Raw genomic sequence first — 18,939 nt, 5'->3', positions numbered from 1 at the left:
GGTCCGCCGGCCTTCGTCACGACCAACCCAGCCCGGGCCTGATGATCGGCAGCATGCTGGACGCCGGCCTGGCGGGCAGCATCGTCCAAACGGCGTATCTTTCAAGCCGTGCGACCGCGGCTAGTCTCAACAGACGATGGCCGGCGCGGCGCCGACTGCCGACAATGCAGGCCACGGCACCACTACGCAGGGCAGGCAATGGGACTTCAAGGCAAGGCGGCGCTGGTCGGGGCCGCGCAGTACAAGCCGGAGAAATACGCCACCGCACCGCGCATGTTCCATCTGGAGCAGGTCGCGGATCTGGCCAGCCAGGCGCTGGCCGATGCCGGCCTGGCGCTGCAGGAACTCGATGGCCTGGTCGTCACCGGTGCCTACTTCCACGAGGCCAACCAGTTCGTGCCGGCGATGGTCGGCGAATACCTCGGCATCAAGCTCAACTTCGCCGAGGTCATCGACCTCGGCGGCGCCAGTTCAGTGGGCGCCGTATGGCGCGCCGCCGCCGCGATCGAGCTGGGTCTGTGCAACGCCGTGCTTTGCGTGATCCCCGCGCGCATGGCGCCGACGCACGCTCACGACGACCACGCGGCGGAGGTGATGAAGGCCTCGCGCTACGGTGGCCACAGCACCCGTTACGGCGCGCCCGAGGCCGAGTTCGACCTGCCCTACGGCCACATGGCGCAGAACACCGGCTACGCGATGATCGCGCAGCGCTACGGTGCGGTGTACGGCTACGACGACGGTGCACTGGCGCGCATCTGCGTAGCGCAGCGGCACAACGCCTGCAACAACCCCGACGCACTGTTCCACGGCCAGCCGATCACAGTGGATGACGTGCTCGCCTCGCGCATGGTGGCCGAGCCGCTGCGCATGCTGGAGATCGTGATGCCGGTCGCCGGCGGCGCCGCGGTAATCGTGGCGCGCGAGGACATCGCACGTCACTGCCGGCACCGCGGCGTGCGCGTCGTCGGCTGTGGCGAACACGTGCAGACCAAGTCACCCAGCTATGCCACCGACATGCTGGCCACGCCGATCGTACCGGCCTCGCGCAAGGCCTTCGAGATGGCCGGCTGCCGGGCCGCCGACGTGCACATGGCGCAGATCTACGACTGCTACACCATCACCGTGCTGTTGTCGCTGGAGGGCGCGGGCTTCTGCGTGCCGGGCACCGGCATGCGCTTCCTGCGCGAACACGACTTCACCTTCGACGGCGACTTCCCGATGAACACCCACGGCGGCCAGCTCAGTTTCGGCCAGTCGGGCAGCGCCGGCGGCATGAGCCAGGTGATCGAGGCTATGCAGCAGATCCAGGGCCGTGCCGGCGCGCGCCAGCTCAAGCGCCACGACCTCGCCTACGTTTCGGGCACCGGCGGCGTGATGAGCGAACAGGGCGCACTGATCCTGCGGGGAGCCGAATGATGAGCTGGAACAAGCCGCTCCCGCAGCCCACGCCGACCTCGCAGCCGTACTGGGACGGCCTCGAGGCGCACGATGTGCGCATCCAGCAGTGCGAGGCCTGCGGGCACTGGATCTTCTTCCCGCGCACCCACTGCCCGGCCTGCGCCGCGCAGACGCTGGCCTGGCGCCGCGTGTCCGGCAACGGCACGCTGTACAGCTACACCGTGGCCCGCGTACCCACCCTGCCCGAGTTCACCGACGAGATGCCGCAACTGCTCGCCGTGGTGCAGCTCGACGAGGGCCCGCACATCAACACCACCCTGGTCGGCGCGCCGCCCGAGGCGTGGAAGATCGGCCAGCGCGTGCGGCCGGTGTTCGACGAACGCCCCGGCAGCGTCACGCTGCTGCGCTACGCGCCGGCGGAGTCAGACTTCCCGCCGGCGATCGCCGGCGATACCGCGACTGTTGCTGCCGTCGCCCCCGTGCCGGAAACGCCAAAACGCCGCATCTCGTGCAAGGACCTGGTTGCGATGCGCAGCCTGGTGTCCGAGGCGTTCGGCGGCTGGTCGAATGAGTTCGCCGTCACCCAGGAGATCATTGACCAGTTTGCCGCGCTGTCGGGCGACGACTATTGGATCCACACCGACCCGGAACGCGCCAGGGCGCAGAGCCCGTTCGGCACCGCCATCGCGCAGGGTGCGCTGGTGCAGGTGCTGGTCAGCCGCCTGAAGCTGCCGCTCGATTACGAGGTCGTCGACTATACCAACATGGTGAACTACGGCAGCGGCCGCCTGCGCTTCCCCACGCCGGTGCCGGCGGGCTGCCGCATCCACGCGCGCAGCCGCATCACGGCGGTCGAGCCGGCGAAGAGCGGCGTGCTGGTGACGCAGGAGCTGAACATCCACGTCGTCGGCCAGGACCGTCCCTCGGTCATCAACGACCTGCTGATCCTCTACATGTGAGCGTCGCGACGTGATCCAGGGCCAACGCAAGCTGCTCGTGGTGGTGGCCGCGGCGAGCATCGCCTCGACCATCGGCGGCCTGCCCTTCAACGCGCTGCCGGTGCTGCTGGGCAGCCTCGCCGAAAGCTTCGGCCTGCCGGCACAGACCGTAGGTCTGATCGGCTCGACCTGCTTCGCCGGCTACCTGGTCGGCACGTTGAGCGCGCCGGCATGGATGAACCGGCTCGACTGGCGTCTGCTCACCATGGTCAGTGCCGCCGGCGCCGCGCTAGCCTTCGCGGCCAGCGCCTTCGTGCAGCACCTGCAGTTCCTCTACGTCGCGTGGGCGGCGATCGGCTTTTTCGCCTCCACCATGACCTGCCTGGGCATGCGCGTGCTGTCGGACCTGCCGAACAAGGTGCGCGCCTACGGCGTGCGCCAGGGCACCGAGCTCGGCATCACCGCGCTGGTTCTTTTCACGCTGCCGCCGCTGGTGATCGCGTACTGGAAATACCCCGGCGCGGCGTTGGCGCTCGCGCTCGTGGTCGCCCTGCTCGGCCTTTCCGCGTTTTGGGTGCCGCGTCATCCGCTCGTTCCGGCCAGTGCCGCGCAGTCGCACGGCCGGCTGCCGGCGGGCAGCGTGCTGACGCTCGCGGTGTTCTTCCTGTTCCTGGTGGGCAACATCGGCCTGTGGGCCTTCCTCGCACGCATGGGCGGCGACCTGAAGATCGCGCCGACCGAGACCGGCATGGTGTTTGCCGTACTCAAGCTGTTGGGCGGCACCGCCGCGTTCGCCGTGGCCGCCGTCGGCGACCGCCTCGGCGAGCGCCTGCCCCACGTTCTGACATTGACCGGCATCGGCGCCGGCCTTGCGCTGCTGGCGGTGGCGCACGGCTTCCTGCCCTATGCGCTCGGAGCCTGGATCTGGGAGTTTTCCTTCAGCTGCAGCTGCGTGTTCCAGACCGCCGCGATCGCCCGCAGCGACGCTGGCGGCCGCGCTATCGTGCTGGTGCCGGCGGTGTTCGCCTGCAGCTCGATGGTCGGCCCCGGGCTGGCCGGCAGGCTGCTGGCCGGCGGTGACTACGGCCCGCTGCTCGCGCTGGCGCTGGCTTCCTCGCTGGTGCCGCTGACTGCCTACACCCTCCGGCGTCCGGGTGCAGGCACGCTGCAAGACTTCACTTCTGCTTGATGCTCAGACCAAAAATGGCTTCTCGTCTTGGCGCCAACCTTTGCCACCGAGCAACAAACGCGTGCGGGCAACCACACGCTCCCGGAACTCGCTGAAGCGGGCTGGACAATCGTTGCGCTGCAACCGGTGGTCAATGGCATGACTCCTTCTTCCCATCCAGGAACCGTATGGATGGTGGTGGTCGAGAAGAAGTGAGCGGACCATTGATCAGCGGACGTTTTATCGTGGCCATCGTGAGCGGCCTTGTCTTTGGATAAGGAGTTTGCGGCGGAGCGGTGGTCACGTGGGCGCACGAGCGCGGTGTGCGGCTCGCCTGATCGAGTCCCCGCTGCTCGCGCACCACCCTCGACGGAGGCGCCGCGCTCACTCGTGCGGCGTCGCCTGCGGCACGTCCGCCGAGCCTTCCTCGCGGTCGCGGTACAGCGCGGCGCGCACCAGCAGCATCAGGGTGATCGGGGTGGTCAGGGTGAGAAACACGCCGATCAGGATTTCGTAGAAGATCGGCCGGCCGTGCAGCACCGAGAAGCAGGTGATCGAGCCGGCCAGCATGAAGAACGTGCCCAACGTGCTGCCCAGGGTCGGCGCGTGCACGCGCTGGTAGAAGTTCTTCAGGAGCAGCAGGCCGAGCGAGCCGACGAAGGCGAACAGCGCGCCCAGCATGACGAACACGGCGACCAGGATCGCCGCCCACGGCGGCAGCGCGTCGAAATGGCTCATTCGATCACCTGCCCGCGCATCAGGAATTTCGACAGCGCCACCGTGCCGGCGAAGCCGAGCAGCGCGATGATCAATCCCGCCTCGACGTAGAGCAGGCTGCCGCTGCGGATGCCGATGGTCAGCAACAGGATCATCGCATTCACGTACAGCGCGTCCAGCGCCAGCACGCGGTCCTGCGCGCGCGGGCCGCGCACCATGCGGATGATCGAGAAGCTCATCGCCAGCAGCAGCAGGATCTGCGCGACGATGACGGCGGCGTGCAGCAAACCGTGGCTCATTGGAAGATCTCCAGCAGGGGGCGTTCGTAGCGCCGCTTGATCGTGTCGATCCAGCCCGCCTCGTCGACCAGGTCCAGCACGTGGATCAGCAGCATGTTCGCGCTGGGGTCGTAGCTGACCCAGATCGTGCCCGGCGTGGAGGTGATGATGCACGCCAGCACGGCGAGGCCGTAGCGGTCGGTAAGGGCCAGCGGGATCGCCACGAAGCCGGAGTGCGTGCGGCTGTCGCGGCGCAGGACGAGCCGGGCCACGGCGATGTTGGAGCGCACGATGTCGAGCACGACGCGCACGAACAGCAGGCCGAGCAGCGGGTAGTTGCGCAGGTGCGCCTGCGGCGGACGCAGCAGGCCGAACACCTTCGCCAGCGCGACACCCAGCAGCGCACCGGGCAGGAGCGTGCCGGGCGCGATGCTCTGGTTCAGCAGCAGCCAGATCAGCAACAGCAGCACGGACAGGATCGGATACGGCAACCAGCGCCTGATCATGGCGGCGCCTCCGCGGCCGGCAACACCTGGTGGACGTACCCAGCCGGCGTGTGGATCTGCCGCGCGGTGTCGCGCAGGTAGCGCAGCGGCGCCTCGACCACCACGGTCAGCAGCAGGCACAGCCCGAGCAGGACCAGGATCGAGACCGTCTCGCTGAGCCGCACCTGCGGGAACAGTCGCTCGGGTTCGACCCAGAAAATCTGCATGCCGGCACGGCACATCGCGATCACCGTGCCGAAGCCGGCCACGATGACCAGGGTGAACAACACGAGCGCGCCCGGCCGCGAGCCGGCCTCCAGCATCGGCGCCAGCATGGCGAACTTGGCGAGGAAGCCGGACAGCGGCGGCAGCCCCGCCAGCAGCAGCGCGCAGGCGAGGAAGCTGGCGCCGAGCATGGCGATCGGCGCGGAAATCATCACCCGGCTCTCGTCCTCCTGCGCGTACCGGCTTTCGTTCGTGGCGGTTTCACCCGGCTGCTCGTACGGCTCCAGGCTCAAGGTATCGTCGGTATCGTCGTCGCCGTCGGAGGCAAGCAGGCCAGCGACCAGGAAGAACGCGGCGATCGCCAGGGTGGAGACCACCAGGTAGGCCAGCGCGCCGGCGGTCACCGCCGGCTGCTGCAGGCCGATCGCGCCGAGCAGGGTGCCGGAGGAGATCAGCACGTTGTAGCCGGCCAGCTTCGCCAGGTCGCGCGCGCCCAGCATGCCGACGGTGCCGGCGGCCACCGTGGCCACGCCGCCCCACAGCATCCAGCCGCTGCCGAAATGGGCGGACGCCGGCCCGGCGCCATCGCCGAACAGCAGCAGGCCGAGCCGCAGCAGCACGTAGATGCCGACCTTGGTCATCAGCGCGAACATCGCCGCCACCGCCGGCGACGCGGCCGCATAGGTGCGCGGCAGCCAGAAGCCCAGCGGCCACATCGCGGTCTTGATCAGGAACGCCACGCCGAGGATCGCCGCGCCGGCGTGCAGCAGCGCGCGGGTGCGCTCCGGCACGTGCGGGATCAGCTCGGCCAGCGCCGCCATGTTGAGCGTGCCGGTGACGCCGAAGATCAGGCTGACGCCGAGCAGGAACAGCATCGAGGCGGTCAGGTTCACCGCGATGTAGTGCAGCCCCGCGCTGACCCGCCGCACGCCCGAACCGTGCAGCGCGAGGCCGTAGGACGCCGCCAGCAGCACCTCGAAGAACACGAACAGGTTGAACAGGTCGCCAGTGAGGAAGGCGCCGTTCAGGCCCATCAGCAGGAACTGCAGCAGCGGCTGGAAGTGGCCGCCGCGGTGCTGCCAGCGGCTCAGCGCGTACGGCAGCACCGCCAGCGCCAGCACGCCGGTCAGCAGCACCATCAGCGCCGACAGCCCGTCGGCCACCAGCACGACGCCGAAGCGCGCCGGCCAGTCGCCGATGCGGTAGACCGCGGCCAGCGCGCCATCCGCGGACACCGCCTGCATCAGCGCGGCGGCCAGCAGCACCAGCGCGACGCACGAGGCGACGCTCAGCGCCAGCACCGTGCGCCGGCGCTTCTCACCGACCAGCAGCTGCAGCGCGGCCACCAGCAGCGGCGTGACGATCGGCGCGATGACCAGGTGATTGCTCACGGCATGCCGTCCTCGCCGTCGACGTGGTCGTTGCCGGTCAGGCCGCGAGAGGTCAGCAGCACCACCAGGAACAATGCGGTGGTGGCAAAACCGATGACGATCGCGGTGAGCACCAGCGCCTGCGGCAGCGGGTCGGCGTACTGCGCGATGTCGCCGGCGGCGCCCTGCAGCACCGGGTCGGCGCCGGTGCGCAGGCCGCCGATGGAGAAGATGAAAAGGTTCACCGCGTAGGAGATCAGGGTCAACCCGATGATCAGCTGGAACGTGCGCGGGCGCAGCAGCAGCCACACACCGGAAGCGGCGAGTACCCCGATGGCGGCGGCGAGGACCAGTTCCATCAGCCCTGCCCTCCCGGCAGGTCCGCCGGCTGGCGCGGGCGGCGCAGCGACTGGTGCGCCAGCGCGATCAGCATCAGCGTGGTGGCGCCCACCACCACGGCGAACACGCCCAGGTCGAACAGCACCGCCGAAGCCAGCGGCAGCTGGCCCAGCGCGGGCAGCTCCGCGTAGCGGAAATACGAGGTGAGGAATGGACGGCCAAACGCCAGCGAGCCCAGCCCCGTACCCGCCGCCAGCAGCAGGCCCAGTCCGATCCAGCGCACCGGCAGCACGCGCAGGTGCGCCTCCACCCAGCGCGCGCCGCGCGCCATGTACAGCAGGATCAGCGCCACCGCCACGGTGATGCCGGCGACGAAGCCGCCACCCGGCAGGTCGTGCCCGCGCAGGAACAGGTGCAGGCCGAACAGCAGGATCACCGGAAACATCAGCTGGATGATCAGGCCCGGGATCATCAGGTAATCGGTCAACGAATGATCGACCGCGCGAGTGGCGTCGTCCACATCGGGCGCAACCTGCCGCTGCGGCTGCAACGGCGCACGAATGCTCTCGGCGGCGGGGCGGAAGCGGCGCAACAGGGCGAACACGGTCAGCGCCACGATCGCCAGCACGCTGATCTCGCCCAGCGTGTCGAAGCCGCGGAAATCGACCAGGATCACGTTGACCACGTTGTGGCCGCCGCCTTCGGTGTACGCCCGTTCGAGGAAGAAGCGCGAGATCGAGTCGGCCACCGGATGCATCATCGCCGCGTACGCCAGACTGGCCACGCCCAGGCCCACCGCCATCGCGATGAACACGTCGCGCCGGCGCCGGAAGCGGTGCGCGCGACTCTCCGACGCCAGCCCCTCGATGCGCTTGGGCAGCCAGCGCAGGCCGAGCAGGATCAGGATCGTGGTAACCACCTCGACCAGCAGCTGGGTCGCCGCCAGGTCCGGCGCCGACAGCCACACGAAGCTCACGCACGACACCAGCCCGGCGCCGCCGGTGAGCACCAGCGCGGCGAGGCGGTGGAACTTCGCCTGGCTCGCCGCGCCGATCGCGCAGGCGGCGCCGAGCAGCCACAGCAACGCAAACGCCGGGTCGACGCTGGACCAGAGCGGACGGAAGCCGAGCGGCGCGCTGGTCGCCGCCAGCGTGCCGGCCACCAGCGCCAGCAGCACGATCAGCAGCAGCTGCGGCTGCAGCCGGCGGCTCGGGTAGCGGCGCTCGATCCGACGCGGGATATCCGCGGCGAGCACGGCCAGCACCCGCTCGAACATCCGCTTGCCGCTGAGCCGCCCGGTCAGCGGCGTCGCCTCGAACCCGGCGAAACGGTGGCGCAGGGCGGCGAACAGCAGGCAGCCCGCCGCAAACGCGCAAACACTCATCAGCAGCGGCGTGGTCAGGCCATGCCATACCGCCAGGCTGTAGTCCGGCAGGTGGCCGGCGCCCAGCACCGCACTCGCCGCCACCCGCAGCGACGGCCCGATCACCCGCGCCGGCAGCACGCCCACCAGCAGGCAGGCCAGCGCCAGCAGGCCGATCGGCAAGCGCATCCACAGCGGCGGCTCGTGCGGCTGACGCGGCAGGCCGGTGGCCATGCGGCCGAAGAACACGCCGCGCACGAAACGGATCGAATAGGTCACGCCGAACGCGCTGGCCGCCACCGCGATCACCACCGACAGCACGTCGAGCAGCGGGCCATGCCGGCCGGCCAGCGTCTCGGCGAAGAACATCTCCTTCGACAGGAAGCCGTTCAGCAGTGGCACCCCGGCCATCGCCGCCGCCGCGACCAGTGCCAGCGTGGCGGTGACCGGCATCACCCGGCGCAGCCCGCCGAGCCTGCGCAGGTCGCGCGTGCCGGCCTCGTGGTCGACCGCGCCGGCGGCCATGAACAGCGAGGCCTTGAAGGTGGCGTGGTTGACGATGTGGAAGATCGCGGCGACCACGCCCAGCGCGCTGCCCAGGCCGACCAGCATGGTGATCAGGCCGAGGTGGCTGATCGTCGAATAGGCCAGCACGCCTTTCAGGTCCTGCTCGAACATCGCCGAGTACGCGCCCAGCACCAGCGTGACCAGACCGGTCCCGCCGACGATCCAGAACCACTCTTCGGTGCCGCCCAGCACCGGCCAGAAGCGCACCAGCAGGAACACGCCGGCCTTCACCATGGTGGCCGAATGCAGGTAGGCCGATACCGGGGTGGGCGCCGACATCGCCTGCGGCAGCCAGAAATGGAACGGGAACTGCGCGCTCTTGGTGAACGCGCCGAGCAGGATCAGCAGCAGCGTGGGCGTGTACCAGGGGTGCGCGCGCACCGCGTCGCCGGCGGCGAGAATCGCGTCGAGGTCGTAGCTGCCCGCGATATGACCCAGCAGCAGCATGCCGGCGAGCAGGCACAGGCCGCCGCCGGAAGTGACCACCAGCGCCATCCGCGCACCGTCGCGGGCGGACGCGCCGTGGTGCCAGTAGCCGACCAGCAGGAACGAGAACAGGCTGGTCAGCTCCCAGAAGAACACCAGCTGGATCACGTTGCCGGACATCACGATGCCCAGCATCGAGCCCATGAACGCCAGCAGCAGCGCGAAGAAACTCGTCAGCGGATCGTCCGTCGGCATGTAGTAGCGGGCGTAGATGCCCACCAGCAGGCCGATGCCGCAGACCAGCAGCATGAACAGCCAGCCGAAGCCGTCCACCCGCAGCGCCAGGTCCAGGCCCAGCCCCGGCGCCCACAGCATCACCTGGCGCAGCGCGCCGCCGCCGGCGACCGCCGGATACAGCCACAGCGAGAGGAACAGGCCAAGCAGCGCGGTGCCGGTCATCAGCCACATCGCCAGCCTGCGCCCACGCGAGCGCAGCAGCCACACCAGTACCGCGGCGGCGAACGGCAGGCCGAGGACGGTGCTAAGCAGGATGTTGTCAGGCATCGGTCGCGGCGCTCGCTTGAAAGGTTGTCGGTGGTGTCTCCGGCAGAAAACCGGGGCATCGCGCCCTGGACTTTTCATGAGCGTCCGCGCACTACGGCGGATGGAGCACTTGCGTATCGCGGGCCGTCGTTGCGACCGCCCGAATGACTCCACGCCGCTTCGCCCGATTCTATAGTCCGGGCCGAGCGCCCGGCAAACAAGTCGCGCCCGCATTGCTGATGTTTAAGCAGTTCGTAAGCGGATCGCCGGATAATCTTCCGGCGAATCGCGCTACCGTGTGACCCTGCGGCCGAAGGAGCCTGTTCGTGCACATCATCCTGGTCGAGGACGATCTCCAGCTCGGCGCCGCGATCCAGCGCGCGCTGGAACGCCTCGCCTATACGGTCAGCTGGCTGCGCGACGGCCGCGAGGCGCTGCTCGCGCTGCGCGACGAGACCGCCGACCTGGTGCTGCTCGACCTCGGCCTGCCCGGCAAGGACGGCCTCGACGTGCTGGTCGAGGCGCGCCGCCTGCACGTCAAGACGCCGGTGCTGGTGATGACCGCGCGCGACGGCCTGGAGGCCCGCGTGAGCGGCCTCGACGCCGGCGCCGACGACTACCTGACCAAGCCGTTCCACCTGGAGGAACTGGCCGCGCGCATCCGCTCGCTGACCCGCCGCACGCAGGGGCTGGCCGCCAACCGCATCGAGGCCGGCGCGCTGAGCCTGGACCTGGGCACCTCCGAGGTGGTTTTCCGCGGCCAGCGGGTGGAGCTGACCAAGCGCGAATTCGCCCTGCTGCAGATCCTGATGGAGCGCGCCGGCCGGCTGGTGCGCCGCGAGAACCTGGAAAATTCCCTGTACGGCCTGGACAACATGGTCGGCTCCAGCGCGCTGGAGGTGCTGGTGCACACGCTGCGCCGCAAGCTGAGTTTCGACACCATCCAGACCGTGCGCGGCTTCGGCTACATGATCGCGCGGGAGCCGAAGTGAGGCCGGCCAGCCTGCACGGCCGGCTGCGCTGGCTGGTCATCGTGGTGCTCGCCGCGGTGCTGCTGCCGCTGGGCGTGCTCAGCTTCAAGCGCACCGTCCGCGAAGTGGGCGAGCTGTCCGACGGCCGGCTGGCGCAGTCGGCGCGCACGCTGCAGGTGCTGATCGGGCATGCCGACCTGGACGCCCTGCAGCGCCGCGATGCCGACCGCCTGCTGGTGCCGATCGAGGCTCGCCTCGTCGGCAGTCCGCCGCGGCAACGCTACACCTACGAGTCCGAGGTCGGCTTCCAGGTGTTCGACCACACCGGCCGCATGGCGCTGGCCACCGCCAACCTCGCCGGCATGCCGCCGCCGCAGGCCGGCGACGCGGATTTCCAGGACGTGCGGCTGGGGCCGTACCGCTGGCGCGTGTTCACCCTGCACGACACGGCGAACCGCGTGGTGATCCGCACCGGCGAGCGCTATGACAGCCGCGACGAGATCATGCACGCGGTGTGGCTGGAGCACAGCCTGCCGCTGCTGATCGGCCTGCCGCTGCTGGCCCTGCTGGTGGGCTGGGCGATACGCCGCGGCCTGCGCCCGCTGGAGGCGCTGACCCGCGCGCTGTCGTCGCGGCAGCCGGGCAGCCGCGAGCCGGTGCTGCTGCGCGACGCACCGCAGGAATTGCAGCCGGTGCTGGCGGCGTTGAACGAACAGCTCACCCGGCTGGAAGACGCGCTGGAGCGCGAGCGCCGCTTCAGCGCCGACGTGGCGCACGAGCTGCGCACGCCGCTGGCTTCGGCCATGATCAACCTCGAAAGCGCGATGACCAGCACCGACCCGGCCGAACTGAACCTCGCGCTGGGCAACGCCCAGCACGGCCTTGCCGCGCTGGCGCGGCGGATCGAGCAGCTGCTGGCGCTGGCCCGGCTGGAAGCGGGTGCCGCTTCGGGCCAGCGCGGCCGGGTCGACCTGGTCGCCGTGGCAATGGACGTCATCGAGGAGCTGGCGCCGGTGATCGCCGAGAGCGGTGCGGAACTGAGCTTCGCGCGACTGATGCCGCAGGTGGCGGTGCAGGGCTACGAGGCCGCACTCGCCGCGCTGCTGCGCAATCTGCTGGAAAACGCCCTGCGCCACGCCCCGGCTGGCGGACGGGTGCAGCTGTCGCTCGACCGTACCACGCAGGGCGCGCTGATCGATGTCACCGACGACGGCCCCGGCATTCCCGCCGAACACCGCGCCGGCGTGTTCGCGCGTTTCCACCGCGAGGCCGGCAGCCGCGGCGACGGCTACGGCCTGGGCCTGTCGATCGTGCAGCGCGCGGCCGAGCTGCACGACGCCACCATCGAGCTGCTCGACTCGCCGTACGGCAGCGGCCTGCGCGTGCGCGTGGTGATCCCGGCGCCGCCCTGACCGGCCGGCTCAGGGCCGCCCGACGGTGAGGACGACGAAACTGTCCGGCTCGATCGTGGGCCGGCCGTTGGCCTGCCTGGCCGCCCCCAGGCGCGCCGCGGAGAGGTACAGCCGGTGCAGCTTCGGGTCGAGCGCCAGCGTGCGCGCGCTGGCCTGGGTGGGAATGGTCGCCGTCACGCGGTAGTGGTCCGGGTCGTCCTCATGCACCGCGGTAAGCGTGCCGCTCCCGCCATTGCTGCTGTAGATCGTTGCCTCGGCCGCGTCGAACACCACCGCATCGGGGCCGTCGCCGATCGGCACATGGGCCACATGATGGCCGTCCGCCGCGTCGAGCACCGCCATCGTGCGGTTGTCGCATACCGCGAACAGGCGATGATGCGGGTTGTCGAGGGCCAGCCCGCTGGGCGATTCGCACGGCGCCAGCGGCCAGGTCTGCAGCACCTTGTCCGTGGCCGAATCGAGCTGCACCAGCTCGGACTTGTCCTCGATGTTCACGTAGACGTGGCCGGCGCCATCGGCCACCGCGAACTCCGGCTTGCCGGGCAGCGCGATGCTGCCGACCACCACGTTCTTCGTTGGGTCGATCACGCTGGCGCTGGCGCCGCGGCCGTTGAAGGTCAGCACGTGGTGCGAGGCGCTGTCATACAGGATCGCGTCGGGGTTCTGGCCGGTGCCGCGGATCGTCGCCACGGTCTTCAGCGAGGCCAGGTCGAACACGGTCACCGACGCGGTCCTGCCGTCGCTGATGAAACCGCGATGCAGGTCGTCGGCGATGGCGATGCCGTGCACGCCCGCGGTGTCGGGGATCGTGCCGATCTGCTTGCCGCTGTCCACGTCGATCACCAGCACGCGGTCGCCGCGGCTGACGAACAGGTGGCGGCTGGGCGCATCGAAAGCCAGGTAATCCCAGCCGCCCGGGCCGCCCAGCGCCAGGCGCGAAAGCAGACGGGGCGCCGGTGGCGCGGCGGCCGCCAGCGCCGGCGGGAGAAACGCCAGCGCCAGCAGCGCGGCGGGCAGCAGCTTGCGGATCGGTCGTGGCATGGTGGTCACCCTTGACGGCAGGAGAGGCAGGCCAGCTTGTGCGCGATCGCTTACGCGAGCCTTAGCCGGCCGCTTTTTGCACGTCGCGCCGACGCAGCAGCGCATACAGCACCGGCATCACCAGCAGCACCAGCGGCACCTGCACCAGCAGGCCGGCGATGATCGCCACCGCCAGCGGCTGCTGCATCTGCGAGCCCTGGCCGATGGCCAGCGCCAGCGGCAGCAGGGTGAGCATCGCGGCCAGCGTGGACATCAGGATCGGCCGCGTGCGGTGCTGCCCGGCCGCGTGCAGGGCCTCGTGCAGCGGCGCCTCGGCCGCGGCCTGCTCCAGCTCGGAGAAATAGAAGATCGCCACCTCGGTGACGATGCCGACGATCATCGTCATGCCCATCATCGCCGAGATGTTCAGCTCGATGCCGGTCAGCCACAGCGCGGCGAATACCGCGGGTATCGCCAGCAGCGGCATCGCCAGGATGGTGATCGCCACGCGGAAGCTCTCGTACAGGAACAGCAGCAGGGTGAACACCAGCGCGATCGCCGCCAGCATCACGATGGTCAGCCCGCGGAACGCCTGCTGCTGCTGCTGGTACAGGCCGCCGAGCTGGTAGTACATGCCCTTGGGCAGCAGCCCCGGCCTGGCCAGCGCGGTCTTCACGTCGGCCATGGCGGCGCCGAGGCTGCGCCCGCTGATGCGGCCGGTCACCGCCACCATGCGCTTCAGGTTGTCGCGGGTGATCTGTGGCTGGCCCTGCACCTCGCGCAGCGTGGCCACCCGCGACAGCGGCAGCAGATGGCCGTCGCCCGCGCGGATCGGCAGCGCGGCGACCTGCTCCAGGCGCTGGTGCGAGCTCTCCGGCAGGCGCACGCGCACGCCGACCACCTTGCCGCCTGTCGGCAGCTGGGCCGCCACCGTGCCATCGATCGCCGCCGCCACCTGGTCGGTGACGCTGGTCGGGTCGAGCCCTTCCAGCGCGGCCCTGGCCGGGTCGACCTGCACGGTCAGCGCATCGCCGGCGGGATTGGTGCCGTTGCGCACGCCGACCACCCCACTGATCTTGCCGATCGCCCCGGCGACCTTGTCGGCGGTGGCGTTCAGCTCCGCCGGGTCGTCGCCGTACAGCTGCACCTCGATCGGCTGCGGCACCGCCACCAGGTCGCCGATCAGGTCCTCCATCAACTGCGACAGCTCGATGTCCAGCCCCGGCACTTTCTTCTCCACCTCGGTGCGCACCTGGGTCATCACCTCCTCGGTGGGCGGGCGCGAGCCGTTTTTCAGGCGCACGAAGAAATCGCCCTGGTTCGCCTCGGTGAGGCCGCCGCCGAGCTGCAGGCCGGTGCGTCGCGAGTAGGTGTCCACGTTGGGGTTGGCGCGGATGATCGCCTCCACCTGGTTGAGCAGGCGGTCGGTTTCCTCCAGCGAGGTGCCGGGCTTGGACAGGTAGTCGAGGATGAAGCCGCCCTCGTCCATCTGCGGCATGAAGCCGGTGCCGACGCGGGTATAGGCCAGCCCGCCGGCCAGCAGCAGCGGCAGCACCAGCAGCAGGATCAGCAGCGGCCGTTTCAGCCAGCGCTGCAGCAGGTTCCGGTAGCCCTGCATCATCCACCGGGTGAAGCGCCCCTGCGGATGCTCGGCCAGGTGGCGCCGGTCGAGGAAACGCTCGGCCAGCAGCGGCACCGCGACCCAGGTCAGCAGCCAGGAAATCACCAGTGCGCTGGCCATGGTCAGCGACAGCGCCTTGAAGAACGCGCCGGTGACGCCGGAGAGGAACGCCAGCGGCAGGAAGATCACCACGGTGGCGGCGCTGGAGCCGGTCAGCGGGCGGGTGAACTCGTGGGCCGCGCCGGCGATCCGTTCGTGCACCTCGCCCTCGCCCTGGTTGAGCCGGCGCATGATGTGTTCGAGCATCACGATCACGTCGTCGATAATCAGGCCCACCGCGGCCGCCATGCCGCCCAGCGTCATCATGTTGAAGCTCATGCCGAGCACGGACAGCAGCAGCACGGTGATCGCCAGTACCGCCGGCACCACCAGCAGCGCGACCAGGATCACCCGCGTGTTGCGCAGGAACACGAACAGCACCAGACCGGCCAGCAGCACGCCGATCAGGATCGCGTCGCGCACGCTGGTGGCGGCGCCGGTCACCAGCTGGGTCTGGTCGTACCAGTTGGCGATCTGCACGCCGGCCGGCATCTGCGGCGCGTAGTCGGCCAGCCGCTGCCTCACTTCGCCGGCGATCTGCACGCTGTTGCCGTCGGGCTGCTGGTAGACCTGCAGCAGCACGGCGTTCTGGCCGTCCGCATTGACCCGGATCCACTGCGGCACATGGTCGAGGCTGACCGCCGCCACGTCGCCGAGGCGCACCACGCCGGCGGGACCGGCGCGCACCACGATGTCGCGCAGCGCCGCGACGGTGGTCGGCTGGTTGTTCGCCAGCAGCAGGTACAGCTTGTAGTGGTCGGACACGCGGCCCATCGCCTGGATCGTCGCCGCACGGCTGACCGCGCCAGCGACGTCGCTCAGGCTCAGGTTCAACGCGCGCAGCTTGCCGGGATCGACGTCGGCATGGAACTCGGCCACCTCGCCGCCCTGCACCTGCACCCGTGCCACGCCGCTGATCCCGCTCAGCAACGGGCGCAGCTGATACTCGGCCAGGTCATGCAAGGCGCTCGGCGACTGCACGTGCGAGCGCAGGCTGTAGGCCAGCACCGGGAACGTGGTCGGGTCCATGCGCCGGGTGGACAGCTGGGTGCCGGCGGGCAGCTGCGGCAGGATCTGCCCGGCCGCCGCGTTCACCTCCTGCAGCGCCGCGGCCATGTCCGCGCCCCAGTCGAATGTCACAGCCACCTCGGCGCTGCCGCGGCTGGTGGTGGAGCGCACGTCGCGCACGCCGCGCACGCGGCGGATCGCCTCCTCCACCGGCGTGGTCACCTGCACCGCCATCTGGTCGGCCGGGCGGTCGCCCGCATCCAGGGTGACCTGCACGCGCGGGAACGCCACGTTGGGGAACAGCGCCACCGGCATCCACAGCGCGCTGGCGAGACCGCCGATCGCCAGCATCAGGGCAAGGAACAGCAGCGAGCGGCGATGCTGCTGCATCCATGCGGCGATGCTCACTTGGCCGACTCCCGCACCGCGTCGCCGTCATTGAGCTCGTAGGCGCCGAGCACGATCACCTTCGCCTGCGCATCGAGCGGGCCCTGCACGCCGACGGTGTCGCCGTCCGGGCTGCGCAGCTTCACCTCAATGCGCTTGGCATGGCCCTGCTCGGCCAGGAACAGGTAGTCGCCGCGCGCATCGTGCAGTACGGCCGCGCGCGGCACCGCCCAGGCGGTGAAATCGGCGGTGCGGATGCGCGCCTCGAACGCGGCGCCGGCCACCAGCGTGGCGCCGGCGTCGGCGGGCAGCTCGACCTGTGCGCCCAGCAGATGGGTCTGCGGATCGACCGCCTGCCCGACCATGCGCAGGGTGCCGGCGAAGTCGGCCGCGTCGCCGTACACGCTGTGCAACTGCACTGGCATGCCGGCGCGCAGCTTCGCGCCGTCCTCCGGCTGCACGCCCAGCTGCGCCACCAGCGCGTGCGCCGGGATGAAGGCGAGCAGCGGCGCGTTGGCGGCGAAGCGCTCGCCCAGCCCCACGTTGAGCGTGCCGACCACGCCGTCGGCCGGCGCGCTGACGGTTTCCTGCGTGCTGCCGCCGCCGAGCGCGCGCTGCGCCTCCAGCGCGGCCTGCGCATCGGCCAGCGCCTTGCGCGCGGCAGCCAGTTGCGACTGCGTGGCCAGCCGCTGCGCCGCCAGCTGCCCGATACGCTTGAGGTCGCCGCTGGCCAGCTCCAGCGCGCTCTGCGCCTGCAGGTACGCGCTGCGCGCGGCGGGATCGGGGGCGATCGTCAGCAGCGGCTGGCCGCGGCGCACGCTCTGCCCGGCCGCCACCGCCAGCGCCACCACCTGGCCGCCATGGCCGAGGCTGACCGCGCGCGCGCGCTGCGGATCGCCCGCCGCGCTGCCCCAGGCCTCGACCGTGTCATGGAAGGTCTGTTGCAGCGGCCGCGCGGTGGTCACCAGCACCTGGCCGGCGGCCGCCTTCGCCTCCTCGTCGGCGGCCTCGTGGCCGCACGCGGCCAGCAGCAGGCACAGCAACGGCAACAGCAGGAATCGGTTCATGGCGTGGGGGCCTGTGCGGGTGCGGAGGGGCCGGGCGTGGCCAGCGCGGTGTTGCCGAGCAGCGCTTCCAGCGCGATCGACTGCTTCGCCTGCTCCTGCTGCACGGCGAGCAGCTCGAGGTCGGCGCTCAGTGCGCTGCTGCGGATGGCCAGCCAGGTGGGCCAGTCCAGCAGGCCGCGCTGCCAGCTCGCTTCGGCGGCGCCGCGGGCGTCATCCAGCTGGCGCGCGTGCGCGGCCAGCGCGTCACGCCGCTGCTGCAGCGTGGCGAGGTCGGCGAGCAACCGCTGCATGTCGTTGCGGGTGGCCAGCACGCGCGCCTCGTAGTCGTCCTTCAGCTGCTGGCGGGTCGCCCGCTCGATCGCGATGTTGCCGCGGTTGCGGTTGAACAGCGGCAGCGTGAGGCCGATGCTGAAGCCGTGGGTGTAGACCGCGCTGGTGTCGCGCGCGGTGTTGACGCCGACGGTCAGCGCAGGGAACTGCGCCAGCACGGCGGCGCGCAGCTTCGCCTCCTGCGACTGGTAACCGGCCTGCAGCGCCAGCAGGTCCGGCCTCCGCTTCGGCAGGTCGTCCAGCGCCTGGCGTACCTGCGCGGGGCTCGGCGTCGCCTGGTACGGCGCGCCGACCAGGTCGAGCGGCGCGCCGGCGGCCAGGCCCAGCAGCCCGTGCAGGTCGCTGTCTGCCTGGTGCAGCGCCACCGCGTTGTCGGCCAGCTGCCGGCGCACGTCGGCGGCGGCGTTGAGGCCGGCGCTGGCGCTGTCGTAGCTGAGGTTGCCGGCCTGCAGCGCGGCCTGGATGTAGGGTGTGACCTGGGCCAGCGCCGCCTGCTCGCTGGTCAGCCGCGCCTGTTGCGCGCGCAGATTCAGCACCTGGTCGAACAGCAGCCGCGCCTGCGCCACCGTCTGCCATTCCGCCCACAGCAGGTCGAGGTTGACCTGGTCGGCCTGGGCGCTCGCCGCGGCCCGCCGCGACGAGCGGGTCAGCAGCGCAGTCACATCCTCGCTGAGGCCGAGGTTGAATGCATTGCCCAGCCCCGGCCCGCCATGGCGCGGAAAATCCTCGCCGAACGTCAGCTGCGGGTCGGGCAGCAGCCCGGCGGCGAAAGCCTGCGCACGGGCGATGCCCAGCGCGCCGCGCTTGACCCGCAGGTCCGGGCTGTTCGCCACCGCCAGCATCGCCACTTCGGTGGCGTCCAGACCGTCGGATGGATCGAAGCGGTGCGTGGCCAGCGCCGGCAGCGGCATCGCCGCGGTGGGTGCGACCAGCTGCCCCACTTCCGCCGCGCCCTGCCCCGCGCCGAGCGGCTGCGGCGCGTAGCTGGCGCAGCCGGCCAGCACCAGCGCGAGGCCCAGGCCGGGCAGGCGCAGGCAGCATGGTTCAACGCAGGATCGTAGAAGGCTGGAAAGACGCATGGGGCGATTCTCACGGCCGCCGCTTAGTTCTTTCTGAGCCGCAGAACGTCCCTAGTGGACCGTAACGTTTAAATAGGAAGTATCATGGAGTCCTCGGAGGGCACCATGAACTTAACCGAAACTGAAAT

At 70.4% G+C, this 18,939-nt stretch carries 16 protein-coding genes; 6 read left to right on the top strand and 10 right to left on the bottom strand.

From position 1 onward, the window contains the following. The first annotated feature begins 198 nt into the window (after positions 1-198). From AC1Q5A_RS09750 to AC1Q5A_RS09735, 4 genes are read left to right on the top strand one after another with little or no spacing between them, the layout of a single operon-like run. Positions 199-1,416, top strand: a complete 1,218-nt coding sequence (locus AC1Q5A_RS09750; protein WP_492700515.1) for a thiolase family protein — start codon at positions 199-201, stop codon at positions 1,414-1,416. Further along, entirely contained in the window at positions 1,416-2,357 is a 942-nt protein-coding gene (locus AC1Q5A_RS09745) for an OB-fold domain-containing protein (protein ID WP_492700514.1), read from the top strand. The genes AC1Q5A_RS09750 and AC1Q5A_RS09745 overlap by 1 nt, the downstream gene beginning before the upstream one ends. A 10-nt stretch (positions 2,358-2,367) precedes the next feature. Beyond that, positions 2,368-3,525, top strand: a complete 1,158-nt coding sequence (locus AC1Q5A_RS09740) for an MFS transporter (RefSeq protein ID WP_492700513.1) — start codon at positions 2,368-2,370, stop codon at positions 3,523-3,525. Between the two features lie 27 nt (positions 3,526-3,552). Beyond that, positions 3,553-3,720 carry a hypothetical protein gene (locus tag AC1Q5A_RS09735; protein WP_492700512.1) on the top strand — a complete coding sequence of 56 codons (168 nt, stop codon included), beginning with the start codon at positions 3,553-3,555 and terminating at the stop codon, positions 3,718-3,720. Between the two features lie 168 nt (positions 3,721-3,888). Here the strand turns inward: AC1Q5A_RS09735 and mnhG are convergent, their stop codons facing one another. From mnhG to AC1Q5A_RS09705, 6 genes are read right to left on the bottom strand one after another with little or no spacing between them, the layout of a single operon-like run. After that, complete coding sequence (gene mnhG / locus AC1Q5A_RS09730; RefSeq protein WP_492700511.1) at positions 3,889-4,242, bottom strand: monovalent cation/H(+) antiporter subunit G; 354 nt, start codon at positions 4,240-4,242, stop codon at positions 3,889-3,891. Next, complete coding sequence (locus AC1Q5A_RS09725) at positions 4,239-4,520, bottom strand: K+/H+ antiporter subunit F (RefSeq protein ID WP_492700510.1); 282 nt, start codon at positions 4,518-4,520, stop codon at positions 4,239-4,241. Before AC1Q5A_RS09725 ends, mnhG begins: the two co-directional genes overlap by 4 nt. Then, positions 4,517-5,005, bottom strand: a complete 489-nt coding sequence (locus AC1Q5A_RS09720; protein WP_492700509.1) for a Na+/H+ antiporter subunit E — start codon at positions 5,003-5,005, stop codon at positions 4,517-4,519. Before AC1Q5A_RS09720 ends, AC1Q5A_RS09725 begins: the two co-directional genes overlap by 4 nt. Beyond that, a complete protein-coding gene (locus tag AC1Q5A_RS09715) occupies positions 5,002-6,600 on the bottom strand; it encodes a monovalent cation/H+ antiporter subunit D (protein ID WP_492700508.1) in 1,599 nt (532 codons plus the stop codon). The genes AC1Q5A_RS09720 and AC1Q5A_RS09715 overlap by 4 nt, the downstream gene beginning before the upstream one ends. Then, complete coding sequence (locus tag AC1Q5A_RS09710; RefSeq protein WP_492700507.1) at positions 6,597-6,938, bottom strand: Na+/H+ antiporter subunit C; 342 nt, start codon at positions 6,936-6,938, stop codon at positions 6,597-6,599. The genes AC1Q5A_RS09715 and AC1Q5A_RS09710 overlap by 4 nt, the downstream gene beginning before the upstream one ends. Next, positions 6,938-9,838, bottom strand: a complete 2,901-nt coding sequence (locus AC1Q5A_RS09705; RefSeq protein WP_492700506.1) for a monovalent cation/H+ antiporter subunit A — start codon at positions 9,836-9,838, stop codon at positions 6,938-6,940. Before AC1Q5A_RS09705 ends, AC1Q5A_RS09710 begins: the two co-directional genes overlap by 1 nt. 305 nt (positions 9,839-10,143) lie before the next feature. Here AC1Q5A_RS09705 and AC1Q5A_RS09700 point away from each other — a divergent pair, with 305 nt between their 5' ends. After that, positions 10,144-10,809, top strand: coding sequence for a response regulator (locus AC1Q5A_RS09700; protein WP_114345552.1), 666 nt, complete (start codon positions 10,144-10,146; stop codon positions 10,807-10,809). Further along, positions 10,806-12,200, top strand: coding sequence for a sensor histidine kinase (locus AC1Q5A_RS09695; protein ID WP_492700505.1), 1,395 nt, complete (start codon positions 10,806-10,808; stop codon positions 12,198-12,200). Before AC1Q5A_RS09700 ends, AC1Q5A_RS09695 begins: the two co-directional genes overlap by 4 nt. Before the next feature lie 9 nt (positions 12,201-12,209). On the opposite strand, the gene AC1Q5A_RS09690 is transcribed toward AC1Q5A_RS09695, so the two are convergent. The 4 genes from AC1Q5A_RS09690 to AC1Q5A_RS09675 all read right to left on the bottom strand — a co-directional run bounded on the left by AC1Q5A_RS09690 (position 12,210) and on the right by AC1Q5A_RS09675 (position 18,811). Next, a complete protein-coding gene (locus AC1Q5A_RS09690; protein WP_492700504.1) occupies positions 12,210-13,241 on the bottom strand; it encodes a YncE family protein in 1,032 nt (343 codons plus the stop codon). A 61-nt stretch (positions 13,242-13,302) separates the two neighbouring features. Then, positions 13,303-16,356 carry an efflux RND transporter permease subunit gene (locus tag AC1Q5A_RS09685; RefSeq protein ID WP_492700503.1) on the bottom strand — a complete coding sequence of 1,018 codons (3,054 nt, stop codon included), beginning with the start codon at positions 16,354-16,356 and terminating at the stop codon, positions 13,303-13,305. Continuing rightward, positions 16,353-17,402 carry an efflux RND transporter periplasmic adaptor subunit gene (locus AC1Q5A_RS09680; protein WP_492700502.1) on the bottom strand — a complete coding sequence of 350 codons (1,050 nt, stop codon included), beginning with the start codon at positions 17,400-17,402 and terminating at the stop codon, positions 16,353-16,355. Before AC1Q5A_RS09680 ends, AC1Q5A_RS09685 begins: the two co-directional genes overlap by 4 nt. Next, the gene (locus AC1Q5A_RS09675) at positions 17,399-18,811 is read right to left on the bottom strand and encodes a TolC family protein (RefSeq protein ID WP_492700501.1); all 1,413 of its coding nucleotides are present in this window, start codon (positions 18,809-18,811) and stop codon (positions 17,399-17,401) included. The genes AC1Q5A_RS09680 and AC1Q5A_RS09675 overlap by 4 nt, the downstream gene beginning before the upstream one ends. Positions 18,812-18,939: the final 128 nt, after the last annotated feature.

This window comes from Rhodanobacter sp. GW835-FHT13D09 (assembly GCF_058793995.1).
Note: the sequence above shows the minus strand (reverse complement) of the source record. Positions and strands in the feature narration are given on the sequence as shown.

Excerpts from the sequence above, each read along its gene's own strand:
- AC1Q5A_RS09750 (WP_492700515.1), top strand. The coding sequence starts at position 199 with ATGGGACTTCAAGGCAAGGCGGCGCTGGTCGGGGCCGCGCAGTACAAG.
- AC1Q5A_RS09745 (WP_492700514.1), top strand. The coding sequence starts at position 1,416 with ATGAGCTGGAACAAGCCGCTCCCGCAGCCCACGCCGACCTCGCAGCCG.
- mnhG (WP_492700511.1), bottom strand. The coding sequence starts at position 4,242 with ATGAGCCATTTCGACGCGCTGCCGCCGTGGGCGGCGATCCTGGTCGCC.
- AC1Q5A_RS09725 (WP_492700510.1), bottom strand. The coding sequence starts at position 4,520 with ATGAGCCACGGTTTGCTGCACGCCGCCGTCATCGTCGCGCAGATCCTG.
- AC1Q5A_RS09720 (WP_492700509.1), bottom strand. The coding sequence starts at position 5,005 with ATGATCAGGCGCTGGTTGCCGTATCCGATCCTGTCCGTGCTGCTGTTG.
- AC1Q5A_RS09710 (WP_492700507.1), bottom strand. The coding sequence starts at position 6,938 with ATGGAACTGGTCCTCGCCGCCGCCATCGGGGTACTCGCCGCTTCCGGT.
- AC1Q5A_RS09705 (WP_492700506.1), bottom strand. The coding sequence starts at position 9,838 with ATGCCTGACAACATCCTGCTTAGCACCGTCCTCGGCCTGCCGTTCGCC.
- AC1Q5A_RS09690 (WP_492700504.1), bottom strand. The coding sequence starts at position 13,241 with ATGCCACGACCGATCCGCAAGCTGCTGCCCGCCGCGCTGCTGGCGCTG.
- AC1Q5A_RS09680 (WP_492700502.1), bottom strand. The coding sequence starts at position 17,402 with ATGAACCGATTCCTGCTGTTGCCGTTGCTGTGCCTGCTGCTGGCCGCG.
- AC1Q5A_RS09675 (WP_492700501.1), bottom strand. The coding sequence starts at position 18,811 with ATGCGTCTTTCCAGCCTTCTACGATCCTGCGTTGAACCATGCTGCCTG.